General features: G+C 69.3%; 19 protein-coding genes. 14 read left to right on the top strand and 5 right to left on the bottom strand.

Annotated features, from left to right (window positions below; all coding sequences use genetic code 11):
- The first annotated feature begins 124 nt into the window (after window positions 1-124).
- Genes EER30_RS03620 through EER30_RS03605 form a run of 4 tightly spaced genes read left to right on the top strand, consistent with a single transcriptional unit; the run spans window position 125 to window position 5136 of the window.
- Window positions 125-1966 (top strand): sugar transferase, encoded by a 1842-nt coding sequence (locus EER30_RS03620; protein WP_240669729.1) that lies wholly within the window; start codon window positions 125-127, stop codon window positions 1964-1966.
- 23 nt (window positions 1967-1989) lie between these two features.
- On the top strand, window positions 1990-2880 hold the full coding sequence (locus EER30_RS03615; RefSeq protein WP_127498201.1) for a 3'(2'),5'-bisphosphate nucleotidase CysQ: 891 nt from the start codon (window positions 1990-1992) through the stop codon (window positions 2878-2880).
- 46 nt (window positions 2881-2926) lie between these two features.
- A complete protein-coding gene (gene cysD, locus EER30_RS03610) occupies window positions 2927-3838 on the top strand; it encodes a sulfate adenylyltransferase subunit CysD (RefSeq protein ID WP_127498199.1) in 912 nt (303 codons plus the stop codon).
- Window positions 3838-5136 carry a sulfate adenylyltransferase subunit 1 gene (locus EER30_RS03605; RefSeq protein WP_127498197.1) on the top strand — a complete coding sequence of 433 codons (1299 nt, stop codon included), beginning with the start codon at window positions 3838-3840 and terminating at the stop codon, window positions 5134-5136. Before cysD ends, EER30_RS03605 begins: the two co-directional genes overlap by 1 nt.
- Here EER30_RS03605 and EER30_RS03600 read toward each other — a convergent pair.
- The gene (locus tag EER30_RS03600; protein WP_127498195.1) at window positions 5120-5920 is read right to left on the bottom strand and encodes an ATP-binding protein; all 801 of its coding nucleotides are present in this window, start codon (window positions 5918-5920) and stop codon (window positions 5120-5122) included. The genes EER30_RS03605 and EER30_RS03600 overlap by 17 nt on opposite strands.
- A gap of 96 nt (window positions 5921-6016) precedes the next feature.
- On the opposite strand from EER30_RS03600, the gene EER30_RS03595 reads away from it, so the two are divergent.
- The 6 genes from EER30_RS03595 (at window position 6017) to EER30_RS03570 (ending at window position 13464) form a co-directional block, all read left to right on the top strand.
- Complete coding sequence (locus tag EER30_RS03595; protein ID WP_127498193.1) at window positions 6017-7045, top strand: LacI family DNA-binding transcriptional regulator; 1029 nt, start codon at window positions 6017-6019, stop codon at window positions 7043-7045.
- Between the two features lie 289 nt (window positions 7046-7334).
- Window positions 7335-8792, top strand: a complete 1458-nt coding sequence (gene arfA / locus EER30_RS03590; protein ID WP_127498191.1) for an arabinosylfuranosidase ArfA — start codon at window positions 7335-7337, stop codon at window positions 8790-8792.
- Window positions 8789-10117, top strand: a complete 1329-nt coding sequence (locus tag EER30_RS03585; protein WP_127498189.1) for an ABC transporter substrate-binding protein — start codon at window positions 8789-8791, stop codon at window positions 10115-10117. Before arfA ends, EER30_RS03585 begins: the two co-directional genes overlap by 4 nt.
- Complete coding sequence (locus tag EER30_RS03580; RefSeq protein WP_127498187.1) at window positions 10107-11009, top strand: carbohydrate ABC transporter permease; 903 nt, start codon at window positions 10107-10109, stop codon at window positions 11007-11009. Before EER30_RS03585 ends, EER30_RS03580 begins: the two co-directional genes overlap by 11 nt.
- Window positions 11006-11830 carry a carbohydrate ABC transporter permease gene (locus tag EER30_RS03575; protein ID WP_127498185.1) on the top strand — a complete coding sequence of 275 codons (825 nt, stop codon included), beginning with the start codon at window positions 11006-11008 and terminating at the stop codon, window positions 11828-11830. Before EER30_RS03580 ends, EER30_RS03575 begins: the two co-directional genes overlap by 4 nt.
- A 2-nt stretch (window positions 11831-11832) precedes the next feature.
- Window positions 11833-13464, top strand: a complete 1632-nt coding sequence (locus tag EER30_RS03570) for a glycoside hydrolase family 43 protein (protein ID WP_127498183.1) — start codon at window positions 11833-11835, stop codon at window positions 13462-13464.
- Here EER30_RS03570 and EER30_RS03565 read toward each other — a convergent pair.
- The 3 genes from EER30_RS03565 to galE are packed head-to-tail and all read right to left on the bottom strand — an operon-like array spanning window position 13461 to window position 15829.
- Window positions 13461-13688 carry a hypothetical protein gene (locus EER30_RS03565; RefSeq protein WP_127498181.1) on the bottom strand — a complete coding sequence of 76 codons (228 nt, stop codon included), beginning with the start codon at window positions 13686-13688 and terminating at the stop codon, window positions 13461-13463. The two genes, EER30_RS03570 and EER30_RS03565, sit on opposite strands and share 4 nt — an antisense overlap.
- A 30-nt stretch (window positions 13689-13718) precedes the next feature.
- The gene (galK, locus tag EER30_RS03560) at window positions 13719-14858 is read right to left on the bottom strand and encodes a galactokinase (protein WP_127498179.1); all 1140 of its coding nucleotides are present in this window, start codon (window positions 14856-14858) and stop codon (window positions 13719-13721) included.
- Window positions 14855-15829 (bottom strand): UDP-glucose 4-epimerase GalE, encoded by a 975-nt coding sequence (gene galE / locus EER30_RS03555; protein ID WP_127498178.1) that lies wholly within the window; start codon window positions 15827-15829, stop codon window positions 14855-14857. The genes galK and galE overlap by 4 nt, the downstream gene beginning before the upstream one ends.
- 163 nt (window positions 15830-15992) lie before the next feature.
- Here galE and trpS point away from each other — a divergent pair, with 163 nt between their 5' ends.
- The 4 genes from trpS to EER30_RS03535 are packed head-to-tail and all read left to right on the top strand — an operon-like array spanning window position 15993 to window position 18900.
- Window positions 15993-17015, top strand: coding sequence for a tryptophan--tRNA ligase (gene trpS / locus EER30_RS03550; protein WP_127498176.1), 1023 nt, complete (start codon window positions 15993-15995; stop codon window positions 17013-17015).
- A gap of 7 nt (window positions 17016-17022) precedes the next feature.
- On the top strand, window positions 17023-17556 hold the full coding sequence (locus EER30_RS03545; protein WP_127498174.1) for a 2'-5' RNA ligase family protein: 534 nt from the start codon (window positions 17023-17025) through the stop codon (window positions 17554-17556).
- A gap of 35 nt (window positions 17557-17591) precedes the next feature.
- Window positions 17592-18503 carry a YihY/virulence factor BrkB family protein gene (locus EER30_RS03540; RefSeq protein ID WP_127498172.1) on the top strand — a complete coding sequence of 304 codons (912 nt, stop codon included), beginning with the start codon at window positions 17592-17594 and terminating at the stop codon, window positions 18501-18503.
- Window positions 18504-18510: 7 nt separating this feature from the next.
- Window positions 18511-18900: a hypothetical protein gene (locus tag EER30_RS03535; RefSeq protein ID WP_127498170.1), complete on the top strand. Its 390-nt coding sequence runs from the start codon at window positions 18511-18513 to the stop codon at window positions 18898-18900.
- Here the strand turns inward: EER30_RS03535 and EER30_RS03530 are convergent.
- Window positions 18890-19474, bottom strand: coding sequence for a TetR/AcrR family transcriptional regulator (locus tag EER30_RS03530; protein ID WP_205650098.1), 585 nt, complete (start codon window positions 19472-19474; stop codon window positions 18890-18892). The genes EER30_RS03535 and EER30_RS03530 overlap by 11 nt on opposite strands.
- Between the last annotated feature and the right edge of the window lie 9 nt (window positions 19475-19483).

The following is a 19483-nucleotide window of genomic DNA, read 5'->3' as shown; positions in this document are numbered from 1 at the left end:
CAGATAGATCGTTTGGGCGGTTTTGTCCGTCTCCTGATCCCGTGACGCTCATGACCGTCCGACCGTTGGTCACACGTATGCACCGGTTCGGTGCGCTATGACCGGTGGTTGGGGGAGGTTCGGAGTGCGACAGGACCTGTCCACGCAGGAGGCGGTGCTGTCGCAGCCGACGGTGCTGCTGCCGGCGATCCGGCCGGTGCGCCCGGAGCGCCCGCCGGTCCGTGCGGAGCGCCCGCCGGTTCATCCGCCCGAGGGCTACGGGTGGGCCAATCATCCGCCGGCCAATCACGGTTCGCGGCGATCCTGGATCCCGGCGCCGATCGTCCCGCAAAGTCCGCCACCGGCCGGCGCGGGCGCGACCGTCACGACCCGCCCGAACGCGGGGCGGACCACCGGTCCGGCGCGGCCGGACAACGCGCCGCCGCTGAGCACGCGCGGGCGGCCTGACCCGGCCCGGAACCGGGCGATCGACCGGCACTGGTCCGATCGTCCGAACCGGTCGGCGGCGGTGCGGCCGGCGACCCGCCCGTTCGTCCGCTCGCGTGGACGGCACGCAGCCATGTCGCGCCGGCAGCGCTGGGAGCGCAGCTATGTGCGCTCGCTGGTGCTCTGCGATCTGGCGGCGGGCACGGCGGCCGGGGCGGCGACGTTCGCGTTGCGCTTCGGCGACGACGTGACCAGCTACAACCGGGCGTACATGTTCCTGTCGGCGATGTTGCCGGTGCTGTTGCTGGTCGTGCTCGCGGTCGCGCGGGCCTATGAGCGGCGCTATCTGTTCGTGGGGACGGACGAGTACCAGCGGGTGCTGCGCGGCGGGGTCGGCTTGATCGCGGGTGCGGCCCTGGTGTCGTACGCGCTGGATCTGGATCTGGCCCGGAGCTATGTGCTGGCCGCTCTGCCGACGGCGATCGCCTCGTCGGTGGTGCTGCGGTTCGCGCTGCGCAAACGGCTGCACCTGGCCCGCGGCCGGGGGGAGAGTCTGCGCCGGGTGATCCTGGTCGGGCACGAGCTCTCGGTCATCGGGATGAGCCGGCAGCTTCGGCGCGAGCGCTATCACGGGCTCGAGGTGGTGGGCGTCTGCCTGCCGCCCGAACACGACGGCGAGGGTGTGAGCGAGCTCGTCGTCTATGGGACTTTCGACGATGTGGCGGGGGCGGTCGAACAGGCTGACGCCGACACCGTGGTCGTGCTGAGCTGCCCCGAGCTCGACGGCGCGACGTTGCGGCGGCTGGCCTGGCGGCTGGAGCGCGACGAGGTGGACCTGGTCGTGGCCAGCGCTCTCGTCGATGTCGCGGGCGCCCGTACGACGATCCGGCCGTTCGACGGTCTGCCGATGCTGCACGTCGAGCATCCGCGGCTGCACGGCGGGTCGCGCCTGGTCAAAGAGGTCTTCGACCGGCTCGGGGCCCTCGCCCTATTGATGATCTTCGGTCCGTTGCTGATGGCCGTCGCACTGTGTGTGCGGTGCACCTCACGCGGGCCGGTACTCTTTCGGCAGGTGCGGGTCGGGCGCGACGGCCGTCTGTTCCGCATCTTCAAGTTCAGAAGCATGTATGTGGATGCCGAGGCGCGGCTCGCCGAGCTGAGGCATCTCAACGAGCACGACGGTGTGCTCTTCAAGATCCGTGACGACCCGCGGGTGACCCGGGTCGGGCATTACCTGCGTCGTTTCTCGCTCGACGAGCTGCCGCAGCTGCTCAACGTCTTGCTGGGGCAGATGTCGCTGGTCGGGCCGCGGCCGCCGCTGCCGTCCGAGGTGGCGGTGTACGCCGACGACGTGCGACGCCGGCTCGCCGTCAAGCCGGGTATGACAGGCCTGTGGCAGGTTTCCGGACGTTCGGACCTGCCGTGGGAGGAAGCGGTCCGGCTGGACCTGCGCTATGTGGAGAACTGGACGCTCAGCTTGGATCTGGTGATCCTGTTGCGCACCATGACCGCAGTGGTGCGGTCTTCCGGAGCGTACTGATCTTTAGAGGGAGCGGCAGAGGTATGAGCGAGCGGACAGAGACGTCGGCGCGCGTAACTCCCCAACGGGAGAGCACCGACGGCGGCACTCCGCCGGTGAACGACGCGGCCTTCGCCCGCTGGCTGGCCGACCGGGCCGGTCAGGCGCTGCTGCGGGTCCGCGAGGAGATGGGCTTCGCCGACGGCGCTGCCCTCAAGGCGGCCGGCGACAAGGCGGCGCACCACCTGATGCGGGCCGAACTGGCCCGCTGGCGCCCGGCCGACGCGGTCCTGTCCGAGGAGGACGACCACGCCCGTGACGCCTGGCGCGACGGCGAGCCCAGCGTGGTGCGGCCCGAGCGGCTCGGCGCCACCCGGGTGTGGATCATCGACCCGCTCGACGGGACCCGCGAGTTCTCCGAGGAGGGCCGGCCCGACTGGGCGGTGCACGTCGCGCTCTGGACGGCCGACTGCAACAGCCCGTCCTGCCTGGCCGCGGGTGCGGTCGCGATGCCGGCTCAGCACCGCACGATCGCCACCGACCACGCGCCGGCCTATCCGCCGCTGCCGCTGACCGCCGCGACCGGCGGGCCGATCCGCATCGCCGCGAGCCGCACCCGGCCGCCGGCCTTCGTCACCGCGCTGGCCGAGGAGATCGGGGCTGAACTGGTGCCGATGGGCTCGGCCGGCGTCAAGATCGCCGCGGTGATCAACGGCGAGGCCGACGCCTACGTGCATGCCGGCGGCCAGTACGAGTGGGATTCGGCCGCGCCGGTTGCTGTGGCATTGGCCACTGGGCTGCACGCTAGCCGGATTGACGGATCTGAGCTGAAATACAACGAGGCCGATCCTAAGCTGCCCGACCTGGTCGTGTGCCGTAAGGATCTCGCTCCTCGGTTGCTTGCAGCGTTGCAGCGTCACCTTCCCTCAGAATGACGTTTTAAAGAGTGCACATGCCCCCCAACCGGTCTGGAGCCTATTGATGAGCCAGACGAAGCCTTACCGCGTCTCGCATCTGGATGCCCTCGAAGCCGAGAGCATTTTCGTGATGCGCGAGGTGATGGCCGAGTTCGAGCGTCCCGTCCTGCTGTTCTCCGGCGGCAAGGACTCGATCGTCATGCTCCGGCTGGCCGAGAAGGCGTTCGCCCCGGCGCGCATCCCGTTCCCGGTCATGCACGTCGACACCGGCCACAACTTCGCCGAGGTGCTCGAATACCGCGACTCCCGCGTCGCCACCCTGGGGCTGAACCTGGTCGTGGCGAGCGTGCAGGAGGCGATCGACAGCGGCCACGTGCGCGAGCTGCCCGACGGCACCCGCAACCGCATCCAGACCCCGGTGCTGCTGGCCGCGGTCGAGAAATACCGGTTCGACGCCCTGTTCGGCGGTGCCCGGCGCGACGAGGAGAAGGCGCGCGCCAAGGAGCGCATGTTCAGCTTCCGCGACGAGTTCGGCCAGTGGGACCCCAAGAATCAGCGGCCCGAGCTGTGGGCGCTCTACAACGGCCGGCACCACCCGGGCGAGTCGATCCGGGTGTTCCCGCTGTCGAACTGGACCGAGCTCGACGTCTGGCACTACATCGCCAAGGAGCAGATCCCGCTGCCGAGCATCTACTACGCCCACGACCGTGAGGTCGTCGAGCGCGCCGGGATGTTCTACGCGGTGAACGAGTTCATCAAGCTGCGCGACGGCGAGACCTCCGAGGTGCGCCGGGTGCGTTACCGCACGGTCGGCGACGCCTCGCAGACCGCGGCCGTGCTCTCCGAGGCCGACACGGTGGAGAAGGTGATCGACGAGGTCGCCGCGACCCGGATCACCGAGCGCGGCGCGACCCGCGGGGACGACAAGGTCAGCGAGGCCGCCATGGAAGACCGCAAGCGAGAGGGTTACTTCTGATGAGTCAGGCCGTCCTGGAGACCGAGACGGCGCCTCCCGCGCGCATGGACCTGCTGCGGTTCGCCACCGCGGGCAGCGTCGACGACGGCAAGTCGACCCTCATCGGCCGCCTGCTGTACGACACCAAGACGATCTTCGCCGACCAGCTGGAGGCCGTCGAGCTGGCCAGCGCGTCGCGCGGCGATGAATACACCAACCTCGCGCTGCTCACCGACGGGCTGCGGGCCGAGCGTGAGCAGGGCATCACGATCGACGTGGCCTACCGCTACTTCGCCACCCCGCGGCGCAAGTTCATCATCGCCGACACCCCCGGGCACATTCAGTACACCCGGAACATGGTCACCGGCGCCTCGACCGCCGACCTGGCGCTGATCCTGGTCGACGCGCGCAAGGGCCTGGTCGAGCAGTCGCGCCGGCACGCGTTCCTCACGTCGCTGCTGCGGGTGCCCCACCTGGTGCTCTGCATCAACAAGATGGACCTGGTCGACTGGGACAAGGCGGTTTACGACCGGATCGCCGACGAGTTCACCTCGTTCGCGGCCAAGCTCGAGATCACCGACCTGACGATCATTCCGGTGTCGGCGCTGAACGGCGACAACATCGCCTCCCGCTCCGAGAACAGCCCGTGGTACGACGGTCCGTCGCTGCTGCACCACCTCGAGCACGTGCACATCGCCAGCGACCGCAACCTGGTCGACGTGCGGTTCCCGGTGCAATACGTGATCCGCCCGCAGTCGACGACCGTGACCGACTACCGCGGCTACGCCGGCCAGGTCGCGTCGGGCGTGCTCAAGCCCGGTGACGAGGTCATGGTTCTGCCGTCCGGCATGACCAGCACGATCGCCGCGATCGACACGGCCGACGGCCCGGTCGACGAGGCGTTCCCGCCCATGTCGGTCACGGTGCGGCTCAACGACGAGATCGACATCTCGCGCGGCGACCTGATCTGCCGGCCGCACAACGCCCCGGCCGTCGCCCAGGACATCGAGGCCATGGTCTGCTGGATGGACGAGTCGGCCCCGCTGCGGGTCGGCGCGAAATACGCGATCAAGCACACGACCCGTACGGCCCGCACGGTGGTTCGCGGCCTGCAGTACCGGCTGGACGTCAACACCCTGCACCGCGACGAGCAGGCGGACGGGCTCGTGCTCAACGAGATCGGGCGCGTGCGGCTGCGTACGACTCTCCCGCTGCTGGCCGACGAATACCGGCGCAACCGCACGACCGGCGGCTTCATCCTGATCGACGAGGGCACCAACCGTACGGTCGGCGCCGGCATGATCATCGAGGCGCGCTAGGCGGCATCAGCGTGGCCCACACCAGTTTTCCGCCGGTGGTGGGCAGCGAACCCCAGGCCACGGTGAGCGCGGAGACAACGCGCAAGCCGTGGCCGCGGTTGTCGAGCGGCTGACCGCGGCGCACCCGGCCCATCTCGAGCGGACGGGGCGGTTCGGCCACCCCGTCCGCCACGCTCAGGTGAATGCCCGCCCCGCGCAGGCTGACCGAGACGGTCAACTCGGTGCGGGCGTGCTCGACCGCGTTGGTCACCAGTTCGGACATCACGGCCCGGCCCGGGTGCAGCAGCTCGGCGCGCTCCCAGGCGAGGCAGGCGTCGCTGACCAGGTTGCGGGCGAGACTCGGCGCGTCCGGTTCGGGGCCGAGCCGCAGGGTGGCCCGCTCGGTCAGTGGCAGCCGCCCGGCGATGGCCACCCGGGCCTGCCGCACCCGGGCATAGACCGGCAGGAAACCGGCCGCGCCCAGACGCTGCATGCGGTCGGCCAGCGGCAGCTCCGGCGGGATGCAGAGGGCGAGCTGCACCGGCGGGGTCATTCCGGCGGCGTCGCGCCGGGCGGCGGCCCAGCGTGGGGCGCTGCGGGCCGCGGGGTCGTCGAGCTCGGTGAGGTCGGCGATGAGCGCCTCCGGATGCTCGGCCAGGCACCTGCTCAGGCGCTCGGACGACAGCTCCCACAGCGCCCGGTCCCACTGGCCGCGCACGGTCAGCAGCACTACTGAGGCCTCGGCGTCGCTCTCGAGGCGCACCTCGGACTCGCGTACGGGCAGACACGCTGCGCTCACGGACATGCGGCAACGGTAATCGCGAACGCAGATCCAATACCGGACCCTTAGCTCCGCCGGGTGATCGGACTTAAGTACTGCAACGTTGTATAGTCCCTTTCCGTGCCGCCGGGACTCAAGGATGTCGCCGCGCGGGCCGGTGTGTCCATCAAGACGGTCTCCAACGTCGTCAACGGATATGTGCACGTGGCCCCGGCAACCCGCGCCCGCGTGCAGGCCGCCATCGAGGCGCTCGGCTACGTGCCCAACATCGCCGCCCGCCAGCTTCGCAGTGGCCGCTCGGGAGTCATCGCGCTGGCCGTGCCCGAGCTCCAGCTCCCCTACTTCGCCGAGATCGCCGGGCTGATCGTGCAGGCCGCCGAACGTCGCTCATGGACAGTGTTGATCGACCAGACCGACGGGCTGGCCGAACGCGAACGCAACCTCGTCGCGGGTCTGCGGCGGCACGCCATCGACGGGCTGATCTTCAGCCCTCTGGCCCTGGCCGGCGAGGAGTTGGCGCTGCGCGACGGCACGCCGATGGTGCTGCTCGGCGAACGGATCTGGCACGGCCCGGCCGACCACGTGGCGATCGACAACACGGCCGCGGCGGCCGACGCGACCCGCCATCTGACCTCGCTGGGGCGGCGGCGCATCGCGGCGATCGGGGTGCAGGACCGGCCCTCGGCGGTGACCGCGCACCAGCGGCTGGCCGGTTATCGGGCGGCGCTGACCGCGGCCGGGCTTGCGGTCGACCCGGCGCTGGAGATGCCGGCGGAGGGCTTCCACCGGGCGGACGGGGCGGCGGCGATGGCTCGGCTGCTCGACGCGGACGATCCGCCCGACGCGGTGTTCTGCTTCAACGACCTGCTGGCGCTGGGGGCGCTGCGCACGCTGCTGTCGCGAGGGGTGTCGGTGCCGGGTGACGTGGCGGTGATCGGCTTCGACGACATCGAGGACGGGCGCTTCTCCACACCGACACTGAGCACGATCGCCCCGGACGCGCCGCGGATCGCGCAGCTCGCGGTCGACCTGCTCGCGGAACGGCTGGGGGACGGGCCGGCGGCGGCGGGGGCGCCTCGCGAGCTGCGGGTGGAGCATCGGCTGGTGGTGCGGGAGAGCACGGCGGGCACGGCAGGCGCCGCAGGCTGACCAGAGCCGCAGAGTGCACAGGGCCCGCACCCGCGTAAGCCGAAGATGGCCGAGGACGCGACGAGAGAAGCCCGCAGCCTGTGGATAACCAGTCTCGGGGCCGGCAGGCGCGCTAGCGTCGTCCCGTCCCCCTGGGTGGGCGGGGGTATGGGCGGGCGCTCCGCGCAACAACGACAATTCGCAGCGCGGCCACGACGTCCGAATCGGCAACGACAAATTTCGCGAACGTTTCGGGATCGTTGCCAGCCGCTCTTTACAACGATGAATGCAACGTTGTAAAAACATCGGCATGGTAGTGGCACAGCTCACCCTTGATCCAGCGTTCTCGATCGCTCCGGTCGACCGGCGGCTCTTCGGCTCGTTCGTCGAGCACATGGGCCGGTGCGTCTACACCGGCATCTTCGAGCCCGGCCACCCCGCGGCCGACCCCGACGGCCTGCGCACCGACGTGCTCGAGCTCGTCCGCGAACTGGGCGTCACCACGGTCCGCTATCCGGGTGGCAACTTCGTCTCCGGCTATCGCTGGGAGGACGGGGTCGGCCCCCGCGGCGACCGCCCCCGCCGCCTCGACCTGGCCTGGCGCGCCCTGGAGAGCAACCAGTTCGGGCTCAACGAGTTCATGCGGTGGAGCGAGCTGGCCGGCGTCGAGCCGATGATGGCCGTCAACCTCGGCACGCGGGGCATCGAGGCCGCCGCCGAGCTGGTCGAATACTGCAATCTGCCGGACGGCACGGCCGCCGCCGACCTGCGCCGCAAGCACGGCGTCGCGCAGCCGCACGACGTACGCCTGTGGTGTCTCGGCAACGAGATGGACGGGCCCTGGCAGATCGGCAGCCTGACCGCGCAGGAGTATGGACGGCTCGCCGCTCGCGCCGGGCACGCCATGCGCCGGGTCGACCCGAGCATCGAACTGGTCGCCTGTGGCAGCTCCAACTCGGACATGGCGACCTTCGCCGCGTGGGAGGCCACCGTCCTCGAGCACGCGTACGACCAGGTCGACTACATCTCGCTGCACAACTACTACGACCCCGAGAAGCACGACGAGGCCAGCTTCCGGGCGTCCGCCGTCGACCTGGACGGCTTCATCGACAGCGTGATCGCCACCGCCGATCACGTGCGGGCCAAGCTGCGCCGCAAGAAGCGGATCCAACTGTCGCTGGACGAGTGGAACGTCTGGTACCAGTCCCGTTTCACCGAGCCCGAGGATCGGCCGATCGAGGACCTGCCTGCCCTGATCGAGGACGACTACAACGGCACCGACGCGGTGGTCGTCGGCAATCTGCTGATCAGCATGCTGCGCCACGCCGACCGGCTGACCGTCGCCTGCCAGGCCCAGCTCGTCAACGTGATCGCCCCGATCCGCACCCGGGCCGGCGGCGAGGCGTGGCGGCAGACAATTTTCCATCCGTTCGCGCATACCGCGCGCCTTGCGCGAGGAACCGTGCTGCGGCCCGCCATCTCCTCACCGGACATGACCACCGGCCGTTTCGGTGAGGTGCCGGCCGTCGACGCCGTGGCCACTCACGACGAGGAGTCGGGCGCGCTCACCGTTTTCGTGGTCAACCGTGGCACCGAGCCGGTGCCGCTGAACCTTGATCTGCGTGCTTTCCCGCACCACCGACTGCGACAACACCTCACGCTCAGTGCCGGTCGCCCCGAGTTGATCAACCTGCCGCAGAAGAGCGAAATCCTTTTACCTCCCGTCTCCTGGCACGCGTTGTGCCTGACCCCCGAGGAGTCTCGATGAATCTTTCCCGCCGCCATGTGATGGGTCTGGGCGTGGGAGCCGGCAGCGCCGTGCTCCTGAGCGCCTGCGGCGACAGCGGCCCCAACGAAAAGGTGACCGGGGGCGGGCAGAACGCCGCCCCGGCCGCGACGAGCTACGACGGCCCGAACGTCGCGCTCGCCTTCTGGAACGGCTTCACCGGGGGCGACGGCCCGTTCATGAAGAAGCTCGTCGACCAGTTCAACACCGAGCACCCGAACATCAAGGTCTCGATGAACACGTACCAGTGGGCCGACTACTACCAGAAGACGCCGGCCGCGGTGGCCACCGGCAACGGGCCGGACGTCGGCATCATGCACGTCGACCACGTGTCGACCAACGCCGCCCGCGGGGTCATCCTGCCGCTGGAAGACCTGGCCAAGGCACTGAACTTCAAGGCCGAGGACTTCTCCCCGCCGGTGTGGAACGCGGGCGTCTACAACAACACCCGTTACTCGATCCCGCTCGACGTGCACCCGCTCGGCTTCTTCTACAACAAGGGGGTCATGGAGAAGGCCGGGCTCGACCCCGAGAAGCCTCCGACCACGAACGACGAATACCAGGCCGCGCTCGAGACGATGAAGTCGAAGGGGATCCAGGGCGACTGGGTCACCCCGTTCGAGTTCACCGGCAGCATGCAGTTCCAGTCGCTGCTCTGGCAGTTCGGCGGTCAGCTCTTCGACGAGGCCGCCACCAAGGCGACCTTCGGCGAGCAGGCCGGCGTGCAGGCGCTGACCTGGATGACCGACCACGTGAAGAACGGCTACAGCCCCAAGAACGTGGCCCAGGACGCCGACATCGTGGCCTTCCGCAACAGCAAGAACGCCTTCAACTGGAACGGCATCTGGACGATCAACACGCTCAAGGAGGACAAGAACCTTCAATGGGGCGTGGCGCCGTTGCCGCAGATCGGCACGCAGAAGGCGGCCTGGGCCGGCTCGCACCAGTTCGTGCAGTTCAAGCCGAAGGCCAAGGACGACAACAAGCTGGCCGCGGGCAAGGTCTTCATCAACTGGATCAGCCAGCACTCGATCGAGTGGGCCCGCGGCGGTCAGGTGCCGGCCCGCGCCGAGATCCGCGACAGTGCCGAGTTCAAGGCGCTGCCCGAGCAGTCGGCGATCGGCACGCAGATCGACTACCTGCACTTCCTGCCGCCCAAGCCGGGAATCGCCGACGCCATGGCCACCGTGGTCACAGCGATCAACGAGGCGGTCCTGGGACGCAAGGAGCCGGCCAAGGCGCTCGCCGACGGTGCCGCCAAGGCCGACCAGCTCCTGGAGCAGAACGCGAAGAAGTATGGCGGCTGAGACAGCGGCCACCGGCGGCCAGGTACGGCGGACCGGCCCCGCCACGCCGTACCTGTTCCTGCTGCCGTACTTCGTCGTCTTCACCACGTTCGTACTGGTGCCGGCGGTGTACGGCCTGTGGATCAGCCTGCACGACTGGGACTACCTGCTGCCCGGCAAGCCGTTCGTGGGGCTCGACAACTACAAGGCGTTGTTCGACCCCGGCTCGGCGGTCTACAGCTTCTGGTGGGAGAGTTTGTCGGCGACCGGCATCTTCACCGTCCTCAGCGTGCCGCTCCTGCTGGTCATCCCGTTGCTGATCGCGCTGCTGCTCAACCGCCGCTTCAAGGGCCGCACCCTGTTCCGCGCGATCTACTTCGCCCCGTACGTGCTCGGGGTCGCGGTCATCGGCGTGCTCTGGCGGTTCCTGCTCGACCCGAACCTGGGCGTGGTCAACGCGATCATCGGGGGGAGCACACCCTGGACGACCGCGGTGCCCTGGGCGTGGGTCACGCTCGTCGGCGTCACCGTGTGGTGGACGCTGGGCTTCAACGCGGTGATCTACCTGGCCGGCCTCCAGGACATTCCAAGAGAGTTGTACGAGGCCGCGCGCATCGACGGTGGCGGCAAGTGGTCCGAGTTCCGGCACGTGACCCTGCCCGGCCTGCGACCCGTGCTTCTCTTCATCACCGTGAACACGATCCTGGTCTCGGCCAACATGTTCGGCCAGTCCTACCTGATCACGCAGGGTGCGCCCGGCACCGAGACCCGTACGGCGATCATGTACATCGCCCAGGTCGGTCTGGCCGACTACAAGATGGGCAGCGCCGCCGCGATGAGCTACCTGCTGACCGCCTGCCTGTTGGTGATCAGCGTGATCGTGTTCCGCATGTTCCGGGAGAAAGACAAATGAGCCGCGTACGGCCGGTCGCCTGGTACACCATCCTCATCGGGCTGAGCTTCGTCTTCATCGCGCCTCTGATCTGGATGCTGCTCACCGCGTTCAAGACCTCGGGCGAGGCGACCCGGGTGCCACCAACGGTGTTCCCGCAGGAGCCCACCACCGGCGCGTTCGACACGCTGATGGGCAACGATCAGACGCCGGTGCTGCGCTGGTTCCTCAACAGCGTGCTGGCCGCCACCGGTCAGGCCCTGCTGGTGCTGGCGGTCGCGTCGATGGCCGCGTACGCCCTGGCCCGGCTCGAGTTCCGGTTCAAGCGGCTGATCTTCGGCATGATCATCGCGACGTTGTTCATCCCGAGCTTCGTGCTGATCATCCCGAACTTCCTGATCGTCGACCGGCTCGGCATGCTCGACACCCTCTGGGCCCTGGTCCTGCCGGGCGCCGCCGGAGCGTTCGGGGTGTTCTTCCTGCGGCAGTTCTTCCTCAGCCTGCCGCGCGAGCTCGAAGAGGCGGCCGTGCTCGAGGGGGCCAACTCCTGGCAGATCTTCACCAAGGTCGTGCTGCCGTTGTCGAAACCGGCGCTGGCGACCCTTGCGGTGATCAGCTTCCTGACCAACTGGAACGACTTCATCTGGCCGATCTACGTGCTGTTCAGCCCGGAAGTTCTCACGCTGCCGCCCGGCCTCGACATCCTGCAGGGCGCGTACACGATCAACTACCCGGTGATCATGGCCGGTGCGCTGGTCGCCAGCGTTCCGGTGCTGCTGCTGTTCATGGTCGCCCAGCGCTACGTCATCGAGGGAGTCTCCCGCTCCGGCCTGAAAGGATGATCATGCGACGTCTGACGGCCGCGCTCGCCGCGGCGATCACTCTGTTCTCACTCACGGGGGCCGGGGCTGGAAGAAGCACCGGCTTCGCCGACACGTTCGCCGATCCTGTGGTCGTCCGTGGCGACGACGGCTTCTACTACGGGTACGGCACCTCCGACCCTTTGCGCGAGGGCGAACGCACGCCGCACCGCATCCCGATGGCCCGCTCGACCGATCTGGTCCATTGGGCGTACGTCGGTGACGCGTTCGGCGACCTGCCGGCGTACGCGGCCGAAGGCGCCTCGCTGTGGGCCCCGGACGTCCGCAAGATCGGCAATCGGTGGGTCATGTACGTGACCGTCACCGAGACGACGACCGCGCCAGGCGCCTCGGCCATCGGCGTCGCCACCGCGCCCGCCCCGACCGGCCCGTGGACCTTCACCGCGGAACCGGCCGTGAAACCCCGCGCGGCCCCCGGCGGCGGCTGGTGGTGGACCTTCGACCCGGCCCAGCTCACCACGCCCGACGGCCGCAAATACCTCTACTACGGCAGCTACTTCGGCGGCATCTGGGTCAGCGAACTCACCCCCGACGGCCTGCGGATCACCGGCACGCCGGCCCGGGTCGCGATCGACAACAAGTTCGAGGGCGCGTACGTCGTACGCCGAAACGGCTTCTACTACCTGTTCGCGTCCTCGGCCAACTGCTGCGCCGGTCCGACCACCGGATATTCCGTGTCGGTGGGTCGTTCACGCAGTCCGCTCGGCCCGTTCACCGATCGCGACGGTCTGCGCCTGGACGTCTCGCGCGCCGGTGGCACGCCGGTGATCGCACCGAACGGCGACCGCTGGGTCGGCACCGGCCACAACGGACTGATCGCCGACCGGAAGGGGCAGGACTGGCTCGTCTATCACGCGATCGACCGTGACGACCCCTACCTCGACGAGCCGTTCGGCATCAACGAGCGGCCGATGCTGCTCGCCCGCCTCGACTGGAACGACGGCTGGCCGGCGGTGAACCGGGGCCGCGATCCCGTCGCCGGTCGCGCTCTGCCCGCCTACTCGGACGAGTTCACATCGCCGAGTGCACAGTGGAGCTGGGTGCGTCAGGATCCGGCCGCGACGGTGAGTGGGGGAGCACTGCACTGGCGGGTGCAGGGCGCGGATCTCACGGGCACCGGTAACGACGCGGGTGTGCTGCTGCGGCAACCGCCCAAGGGCTCATGGATCGCCGAGACGAAGCTGACGCTGCCGCTCGGTGAGGACACCGTGCGCAACTATCAGCAGGCCGGGCTCATCGCCTACGCGGATGACGACCATTTCGCCCGGCTCAGCGCGGTCGCCATCTGGAACACGCGGCAGGTCGAGTTCGGCAAGGAGATGCCGTACGCGGGAGCACTGTCCTACGGCGGCACGATCGCCGGCACTCCCGGGCTCACCACGACCTGGCTGCGGCTGGCCCACCGCGTCGACCCGGCCAACGGCGAGCACGAATATCGCGCGGGCGTCAGCCGGGACGGGCGGCACTGGACGTGGGGTGGCGTCTGGACCCTGCCCGCCGGCAGCGACCCGCGCGTTGGCCTGATCGCCCATGGCGGCGCCGAACCGGCGGTCACAGCGTCTTTCGACTACCTGAGGTTCTATCGAGCCGGCTAGGACTTCTTGTGCTCGCGGCGCTCGGTGACCTCGTCGATGGCTTCGGTGATCGCCTCGGTGAGGTCGCCCGCGGGCACGGCGATGCTCTCGCCGTAGCCCTCGGCCGGCTCCTTGATCGGTTCTGGCGCCGTGGCGCCACCCGCGAAGCCGAACTGGTTCGGCTCGTCCTGTTCCTGCTCGCGCGAGTTGCCCTGAGAACCCGAGTTTTCCTGCGAAGTCGTCATGTCCCGCCGGTTACCCGGCGGGACACCCGGCTAAAGCTTCCCGGCGCCCGGACCTGCTGTGACGGTCCATGCAGTCGGGGGTGTGAAACCCGCTTTCGCGTACGCCTCCTCGACCGCTGTGGTCACGACATCGGCCTTGTCGGCGTCGATCAGGGCCAGGACGCACCCGCCGAAGCCGCCGCCGGTCATGCGGGCGCCGTAGGCCCCGACCTCGAGCGCGGTCTCGACGGCCAGGTCGACCTGAGCCACCGTGATCTCGAAGTCGTCGCGCATCGAGACGTGCGAGGCGGTCAGCAGCGGGCCGATCTCGCGCACCTGACCCGCGTGCAGCAGCTTGACGGTGGCCAGCACCCGGTCGTCCTCGGTGACGATGTGGCGCACGCGGCGGCGCATCACCTCGTCGTCGAGGCGGGACAGCGCGTCGTCCAGCTCGGCCCCGGTGATGTCACGCAGAGCGGGCACCCCCAGAAGGCGGGCCGCGTCTTCGCACGACTTGCGGCGGGCGCCGTACTCCCCGTCGACGTGCTGGTGGGGGGCGTTGCTGTTGATCACCAGGATGGCCAGGCCCTCGGCGGCCAGGTCGAACGGGATCTGCTCGACCTCGTAGGACCGGCAGTCGAGGAACAGCGCCCGGCCCTCCTGACAACGGATCGACGCCGACTGGTCGAGGATGCCGGTGGGGGCGCCGACGTAGACGTTCTCGGCGCGCTGGGCCACGGCCGGACGCTTCTCGAGCGGCAGGTCGAGGCCGCCCAGGTCGACCAGGGCGGTGAGCACCGAGGACTCGAGCGCGGCCGAGGACGACAGGCCCGAGCCGAGCGGGACCTCGGAGGCGAGCGCGATGCGGGCCCCAGGGACCTGGTAGCCCGCGTCGTGCAGCGCCCAGACGACACCGGCGACGTAGGCCGCCCAGCCGGTCACCTCGCCCGGTTCGGTCAGGCCGAAGCTGACCGCCTCGTCGGCGAACGTCGAGCACACGGTCCACTCGCCGGCCGGGGCCGGGCCGACGGCGGCGATCGTGCGCTGGGGCAGGGCGAACGGGAGCACGAAGCCCTCGTTGTAGTCGGTGTGCTCGCCGATCAGGTTGACCCGGCCCGGCGCAGCCCACAGACCGGTCGGTTCAGTGCCGAACTCCTTACGGAAAACGGCGAGCGCGTCGTCGGTGATCATGCGACGTGCGTGCGGTAGAAGGTCCAGGCGTCGCCGATCATGGCCTGGAGGGTGTTCTTCTCGGGAACCCAGCCGAGCTCGTCACGGGCCTTGGCCGACGACGCGACCAGCGTGGCCGGGTCGCCCTCGCGGCGCGCGGCAATCTCGACCGGCAGCTCGGCCCCGGTGACCTCGCGGGCGACCTCGACGACCTCGCGGTTGGAGAACCCGTTGCCGTTGCCGAGGTTGTAGATGCGGTGCTCGCCGGCGGTGGCGGCGTCGAGCGCGAGCAGGTGGGCGCGGGCCAGGTCTTGCACGTGGATGTAGTCGCGCACGCAGGTGCCGTCGGCGGTGGGGTAGTCGTCGCCGAAGAGCTGCAGCTTCTCGCGCTTGCCCGCCGCGACCTGCAGCGCGATCGGGATCAGGTGGGTCTCGGGGTCGTGCCGCTCGCCGATCTCGTGGCCGTCGTTGATGTAGGCGCCGGCGACGTTGAAGTAGCGCAGCGAGACGGCCGCCAGGTTGTGGGCGAACGTCTCGGAGGTGAGCGCGTGGTCGAACGTGAGCTTGGTCGCCCCGTACGTGTTGGTGGGGGCCTTGACGGCCGACTCGGTGATCGGCAGCTCGAGCGGGTTGCCGTAGACGGCGGCGGTGGAGGAGAAGATGAACCTCGGCACCCCGGCGGCGCGCACCGCGTCGAGCAGGGCGAGCGACTTGACCACGTTGTCGTGCCAGTAGAGCTCGGGCTTGACCATAGACTCGCCCGCGGCGATCAAGCCGGCGAAGTGGAGCACCGCGTCGAAACCGGAGCCGGGGGTGAGCACCCGCGCGGCGTCGGCGATGTCGGCCTCGACGAAGGTGGCGTCGGGCGCGATCGCCTCGCGGAAGCCGGTGACCAGGTTGTCGAGAACGGTGACCTCATGGCCGGCGTCCAGCAGCAGTCTGCTGGTGACGCTGCCGACGTAGCCGGCGCCCCCGGTGACGAGCAGTTTCACGGCGCGGTACCCCTTCGCTGAGTTGCTCCGGCAAGCGTAGGCACCTCACCGGATCACTCAAATAGTTCCACCAAACTCGCTCATAAGTCAACATCTTCAAACATGCCGCCCGGGAGAGCGGGGGGTTCGCGGGTTGCCCGGGGCGGCTGACACAATGGTCGCCATGTCCGATGTCGCCCGCCGCCCACGCGTGCTTTCCGGCATTCAGCCGACCGCCGACTCGTTCCACCTCGGCAACTACCTCGGTGCCGTGCGCAACTGGGTGGCGATGCAGGAGACCCACGACGCCTACTACTGCGTCGTCGACCTGCACGCGATCACGATGGGCCACGACCCCGCGGCGCTGCGTCAGCGCACCCGCGTCTCGGCCGCCCAGCTCCTCGCGGTCGGTCTCGACCCCGAGCGGTGCACGCTGTTCGTGCAGTCCCATGTCCCCGAGCACGCCCAGCTCGGCTGGGTGCTGAGCTGCATCACCGGCTTCGGCGAGGCCGGCCGCATGGTGCAGTTCAAGGACAAGTCGGCCAAGGCCGCCGACACCACCACGGTGGGCCTGTTCACCTACCCGATCCTGCAGGCGGCCGACATCCTGCTCTACCAGGCCGACCAGGTCCCGGTGGGCGAAGACCAGCGGCAGCACCTCGAGCTGACCCGTGACCTCGCGCAGCGCTTCAACACGCGCTTCGGCCGCACGTTCACGGTCCCCTCGCCGTTCATCGTGAAAGACACGGCCAAGATCACCGACCTGCAGGACCCGACCTCCAAGATGTCGAAGTCGGCCTCCTCGCCCAACGGCATCATCGAGCTGCTGGAAGACCCGGCCCGCTCGGCCAAGAAGATCAAGTCGGCGGTCACCGACACCGGGCGCGAGATCCTCTACGACGAGGAGAACAAGCCCGGCGTCAGCAACCTGCTCACGATCTATGCCGCGCTGACCGGCCAGGCCATAGACGAGCTGCTGGAACAGTACGAGGGCCGCGGCTACGGCGACCTGAAGAAAGATCTCGCCGAGGTCGTGGTCGAGTTCGTCCGGCCCATCCAGGAACGCACCAAGGCCTACCTGGAAGACCCCGGCCACCTCGACAAGGTGCTGGCGGTCGGTGCCGAGAAGGCCCGGGCCGTCGCCGCGGTCACGCTCGGCCAGGCGTACCAGAACATCGGTTTCCTCAGCCCGGTCCGCGGCGCCTGACCCTCCCGTGGGCAACGACCTTCAGACGCGGATCGGCATCGCGATCGACATCCCCGAGCCCTGGGGAGAGTTGCTCACGCAGCGCCGGGCCGCCGCCGGTGACCCGCAGGCGGCCTACACCCCGGCGCACGTGACGCTGCTGGGGCCGACCGAGGTGGGCGGCGAGGCGCTGCCGCGCATCGAGCGGCACCTCGAGACGGTGGCCGCGGCCCAGCAGCCCTTCACCATCCACCTGCGCGGCACCGGCACGTTCCGGCCGATCACCGAGGTCGTCTTCGTGACGCTCGCGGTCGGCATCAGCGAGTGTGAGCTGCTGGCCGAGGGGATCGCGAGTTCGGCCGACATCCACCGCGACCTGCGCTTCCCCTACCACCCGCACGTCACGGTGGCCCAGGAGGTGCCGGCCGAGGCGCTCGACGCGGTCTTCGACGACCTGGCCGGCTTCTCGGCCAAGTTCCACGTCGCGTCGTTCACGCTCTTCTCGCACGGCGGTGAGGGACCCTGGCGCCGGCGACGCGACTTCCCACTGGGCGGCGTCTGAGCGGTTGCCGGGGTGACGTCGGTTACGGTCGGCGCGTGAATCCGATCGACCGGGCCTACGACGCCGCTGAGGCCCGTGTCATGTGGCTGCGGCACCGGTCCCGATATTTCGACCATCTGAGCCGAGCCGTCGTGCGCTACATCGACGTGCAGGGTGGCCGGCTGGCCGCCGCGATCGCCTACTACGGCTTCTTCGCGGTCTTCGCGCTCCTGCTGATCGGCTACTCGATCTTCGGCATCCTGCTCGACAACAACGACGAGCTGTTCGACGCCGTCCGCGACTTCCTCGGCCAGAACCTGCCCTTCCTCGATGTGCAGGCCATCCTGGACAGCGGGCGCACCGTCGGCATCGTCGGCCTGCTCGGGCTGACCTTCACCGGCATCGCCTGGGTCGAGTCGATCCGCTCCTCGCAGCGGCTGATCTGGCGGCTCAACGAGCAGCCCGGCTACATCGGCATCCGGCAGGCGCTCGACCTGCTGGTGCTGCTCGGCGTCCTGCTGCTGCTGGCGCTCTCGCAGGCGGCCGTCTACAGCCTCGAACGACTGCTCGACTGGATGGCCGACGGCTTCCTGCAGTCGGCGTCGAGCTGGCTGCTCACCGTCCTGGTCAACATGCTGCTGGCCGCGGCCCTGCTGGCGGCGGTACCGCGGTTGCGTATGACGATCCGCCGCATCACTCCGCCGGTTCTCCAGGTCGGCATCGGCATCACGCTGCTGAACACGGTGGGCAAGTCCTTCGTGGGCCTGGTGCAGCGCAACCCGGCGTACGGCCTGGTCGGCTCGGCGGTCGGCGTCCTGGTCTACCTGTACGTCTTCAACCAGCTTCTGCTGTTCGGAGCGGCGTGGGCGGCCACCAGCCCGCATGGCCGCGTGGTCGACCTCTCAGCAGACGATAAAACTACCCCCGTGGGGCAAAACACCTGGATTCGGCACACCAGCCCGGAATGATGTCCCCGTGGGAACTCTCGTCACGCTGGACCTGCCGGCCGGCTCGCCGGTAGCCGATCTGCCCTGGGTGATCACGATCGGCTCGCTGGGCGACGAGGAGGACTGGGAACCCGTCGTCTGCGGCCCCTACGAGCGGGCCCACGCCCTCGCGCTGGCCCAGGCCGTGGTGGCCGACGAGCAGCTCATGGCCGTGGTCGAGCCGCTGCTGCCCCGCCCCGACGCCGACGCGATCCGCGACGAGATCGACCTGGCCCGCGCGGCCGCCGACGACGACAGCGACGACGGCGAGACCGACGAGGAGTACGAGACCAGACGCGTACGCCCGGGCCGGCCGCCCACCGAGGCTCAGGTGCGCGAGGGCTGGGCCCGCATAGCGGCCCGCCTGACTAGGGCGTGATCAGGGCCCGGATGCCGCGGAGGTAGGCCTCTCGCTCCGGCGTGCCGATCAGGAGGCGCTGCAACGCGTAGCCGGGGATCAGCGAGAAGACGGCGCTGTTGACCTCGTCGACGTCGGCTTCGGGCGGTAGCTCGCCGCTCTCGGCGGCGTTCGCGACCAGCGCCCGCACGCTGGTCCGCAGTGCCGAGTAGCGCGCGTGCGCGATCGCTCCGATCGCCGGATCGGTCGTCGCCTCGGCCCAGATCTGCACCGCGATCGGCAGCGCGCCGTCCGGGCTGAGCTGCGTGTCGATCACCTCCAGGAGCAGGCCCAGCGAGTCGACCAGGGGGAGCCGGCGGGCCGCGATCTCGTCGATCTGCTGGCTGATGCCGCTCACCACCCCCTCGGCGATCGCGGCGATGATCTCGTCCTTGGATTTGAAGTAGCGGTAGACGGCGCCGACCGAGAGCCCGGCCTCCTTGATGAGGTCCTGCATCGACGAGTTGTGCAGTCCCTTGCGCAGGAAGCAGGCGCGGGCCGCGGCGAGGATCTGCTCGCGGCGGGCGGTCAGGTGGTCTTCGGAGACACGTGGCACGCCCCACAT

The organism is Actinoplanes solisilvae (assembly GCF_003999975.1).
Lineage (GTDB): Bacteria > Actinomycetota > Actinomycetes > Mycobacteriales > Micromonosporaceae > Actinoplanes > Actinoplanes solisilvae.
The sequence above is the reverse complement of the archived record's forward strand: the minus strand, read 5'-3'. Positions and strand labels throughout refer to the sequence as shown.

What these genes read in the sequence shown, in the direction of transcription:
- arfA (WP_127498191.1), top strand. Translation starts at nt 7,335, where the DNA reads ATGGTAGTGGCACAGCTCACCCTTGATCCAGCGTTCTCGATCGCTCCG.
- EER30_RS03585 (WP_127498189.1), top strand. Translation starts at nt 8,789, where the DNA reads ATGAATCTTTCCCGCCGCCATGTGATGGGTCTGGGCGTGGGAGCCGGC.
- EER30_RS03605 (WP_127498197.1), top strand. Translation starts at nt 3,838, where the DNA reads ATGAGTCAGGCCGTCCTGGAGACCGAGACGGCGCCTCCCGCGCGCATG.
- EER30_RS03580 (WP_127498187.1), top strand. Translation starts at nt 10,107, where the DNA reads ATGGCGGCTGAGACAGCGGCCACCGGCGGCCAGGTACGGCGGACCGGC.
- EER30_RS03575 (WP_127498185.1), top strand. Translation starts at nt 11,006, where the DNA reads ATGAGCCGCGTACGGCCGGTCGCCTGGTACACCATCCTCATCGGGCTG.
- cysD (WP_127498199.1), top strand. Translation starts at nt 2,927, where the DNA reads ATGAGCCAGACGAAGCCTTACCGCGTCTCGCATCTGGATGCCCTCGAA.
- EER30_RS03565 (WP_127498181.1), bottom strand. Translation starts at nt 13,688, where the DNA reads ATGACGACTTCGCAGGAAAACTCGGGTTCTCAGGGCAACTCGCGCGAG.
- galK (WP_127498179.1), bottom strand. Translation starts at nt 14,858, where the DNA reads ATGATCACCGACGACGCGCTCGCCGTTTTCCGTAAGGAGTTCGGCACT.
- EER30_RS03600 (WP_127498195.1), bottom strand. Translation starts at nt 5,920, where the DNA reads ATGTCCGTGAGCGCAGCGTGTCTGCCCGTACGCGAGTCCGAGGTGCGC.
- trpS (WP_127498176.1), top strand. Translation starts at nt 15,993, where the DNA reads ATGTCCGATGTCGCCCGCCGCCCACGCGTGCTTTCCGGCATTCAGCCG.
- EER30_RS03615 (WP_127498201.1), top strand. Translation starts at nt 1,990, where the DNA reads ATGAGCGAGCGGACAGAGACGTCGGCGCGCGTAACTCCCCAACGGGAG.
- EER30_RS03570 (WP_127498183.1), top strand. Translation starts at nt 11,833, where the DNA reads ATGCGACGTCTGACGGCCGCGCTCGCCGCGGCGATCACTCTGTTCTCA.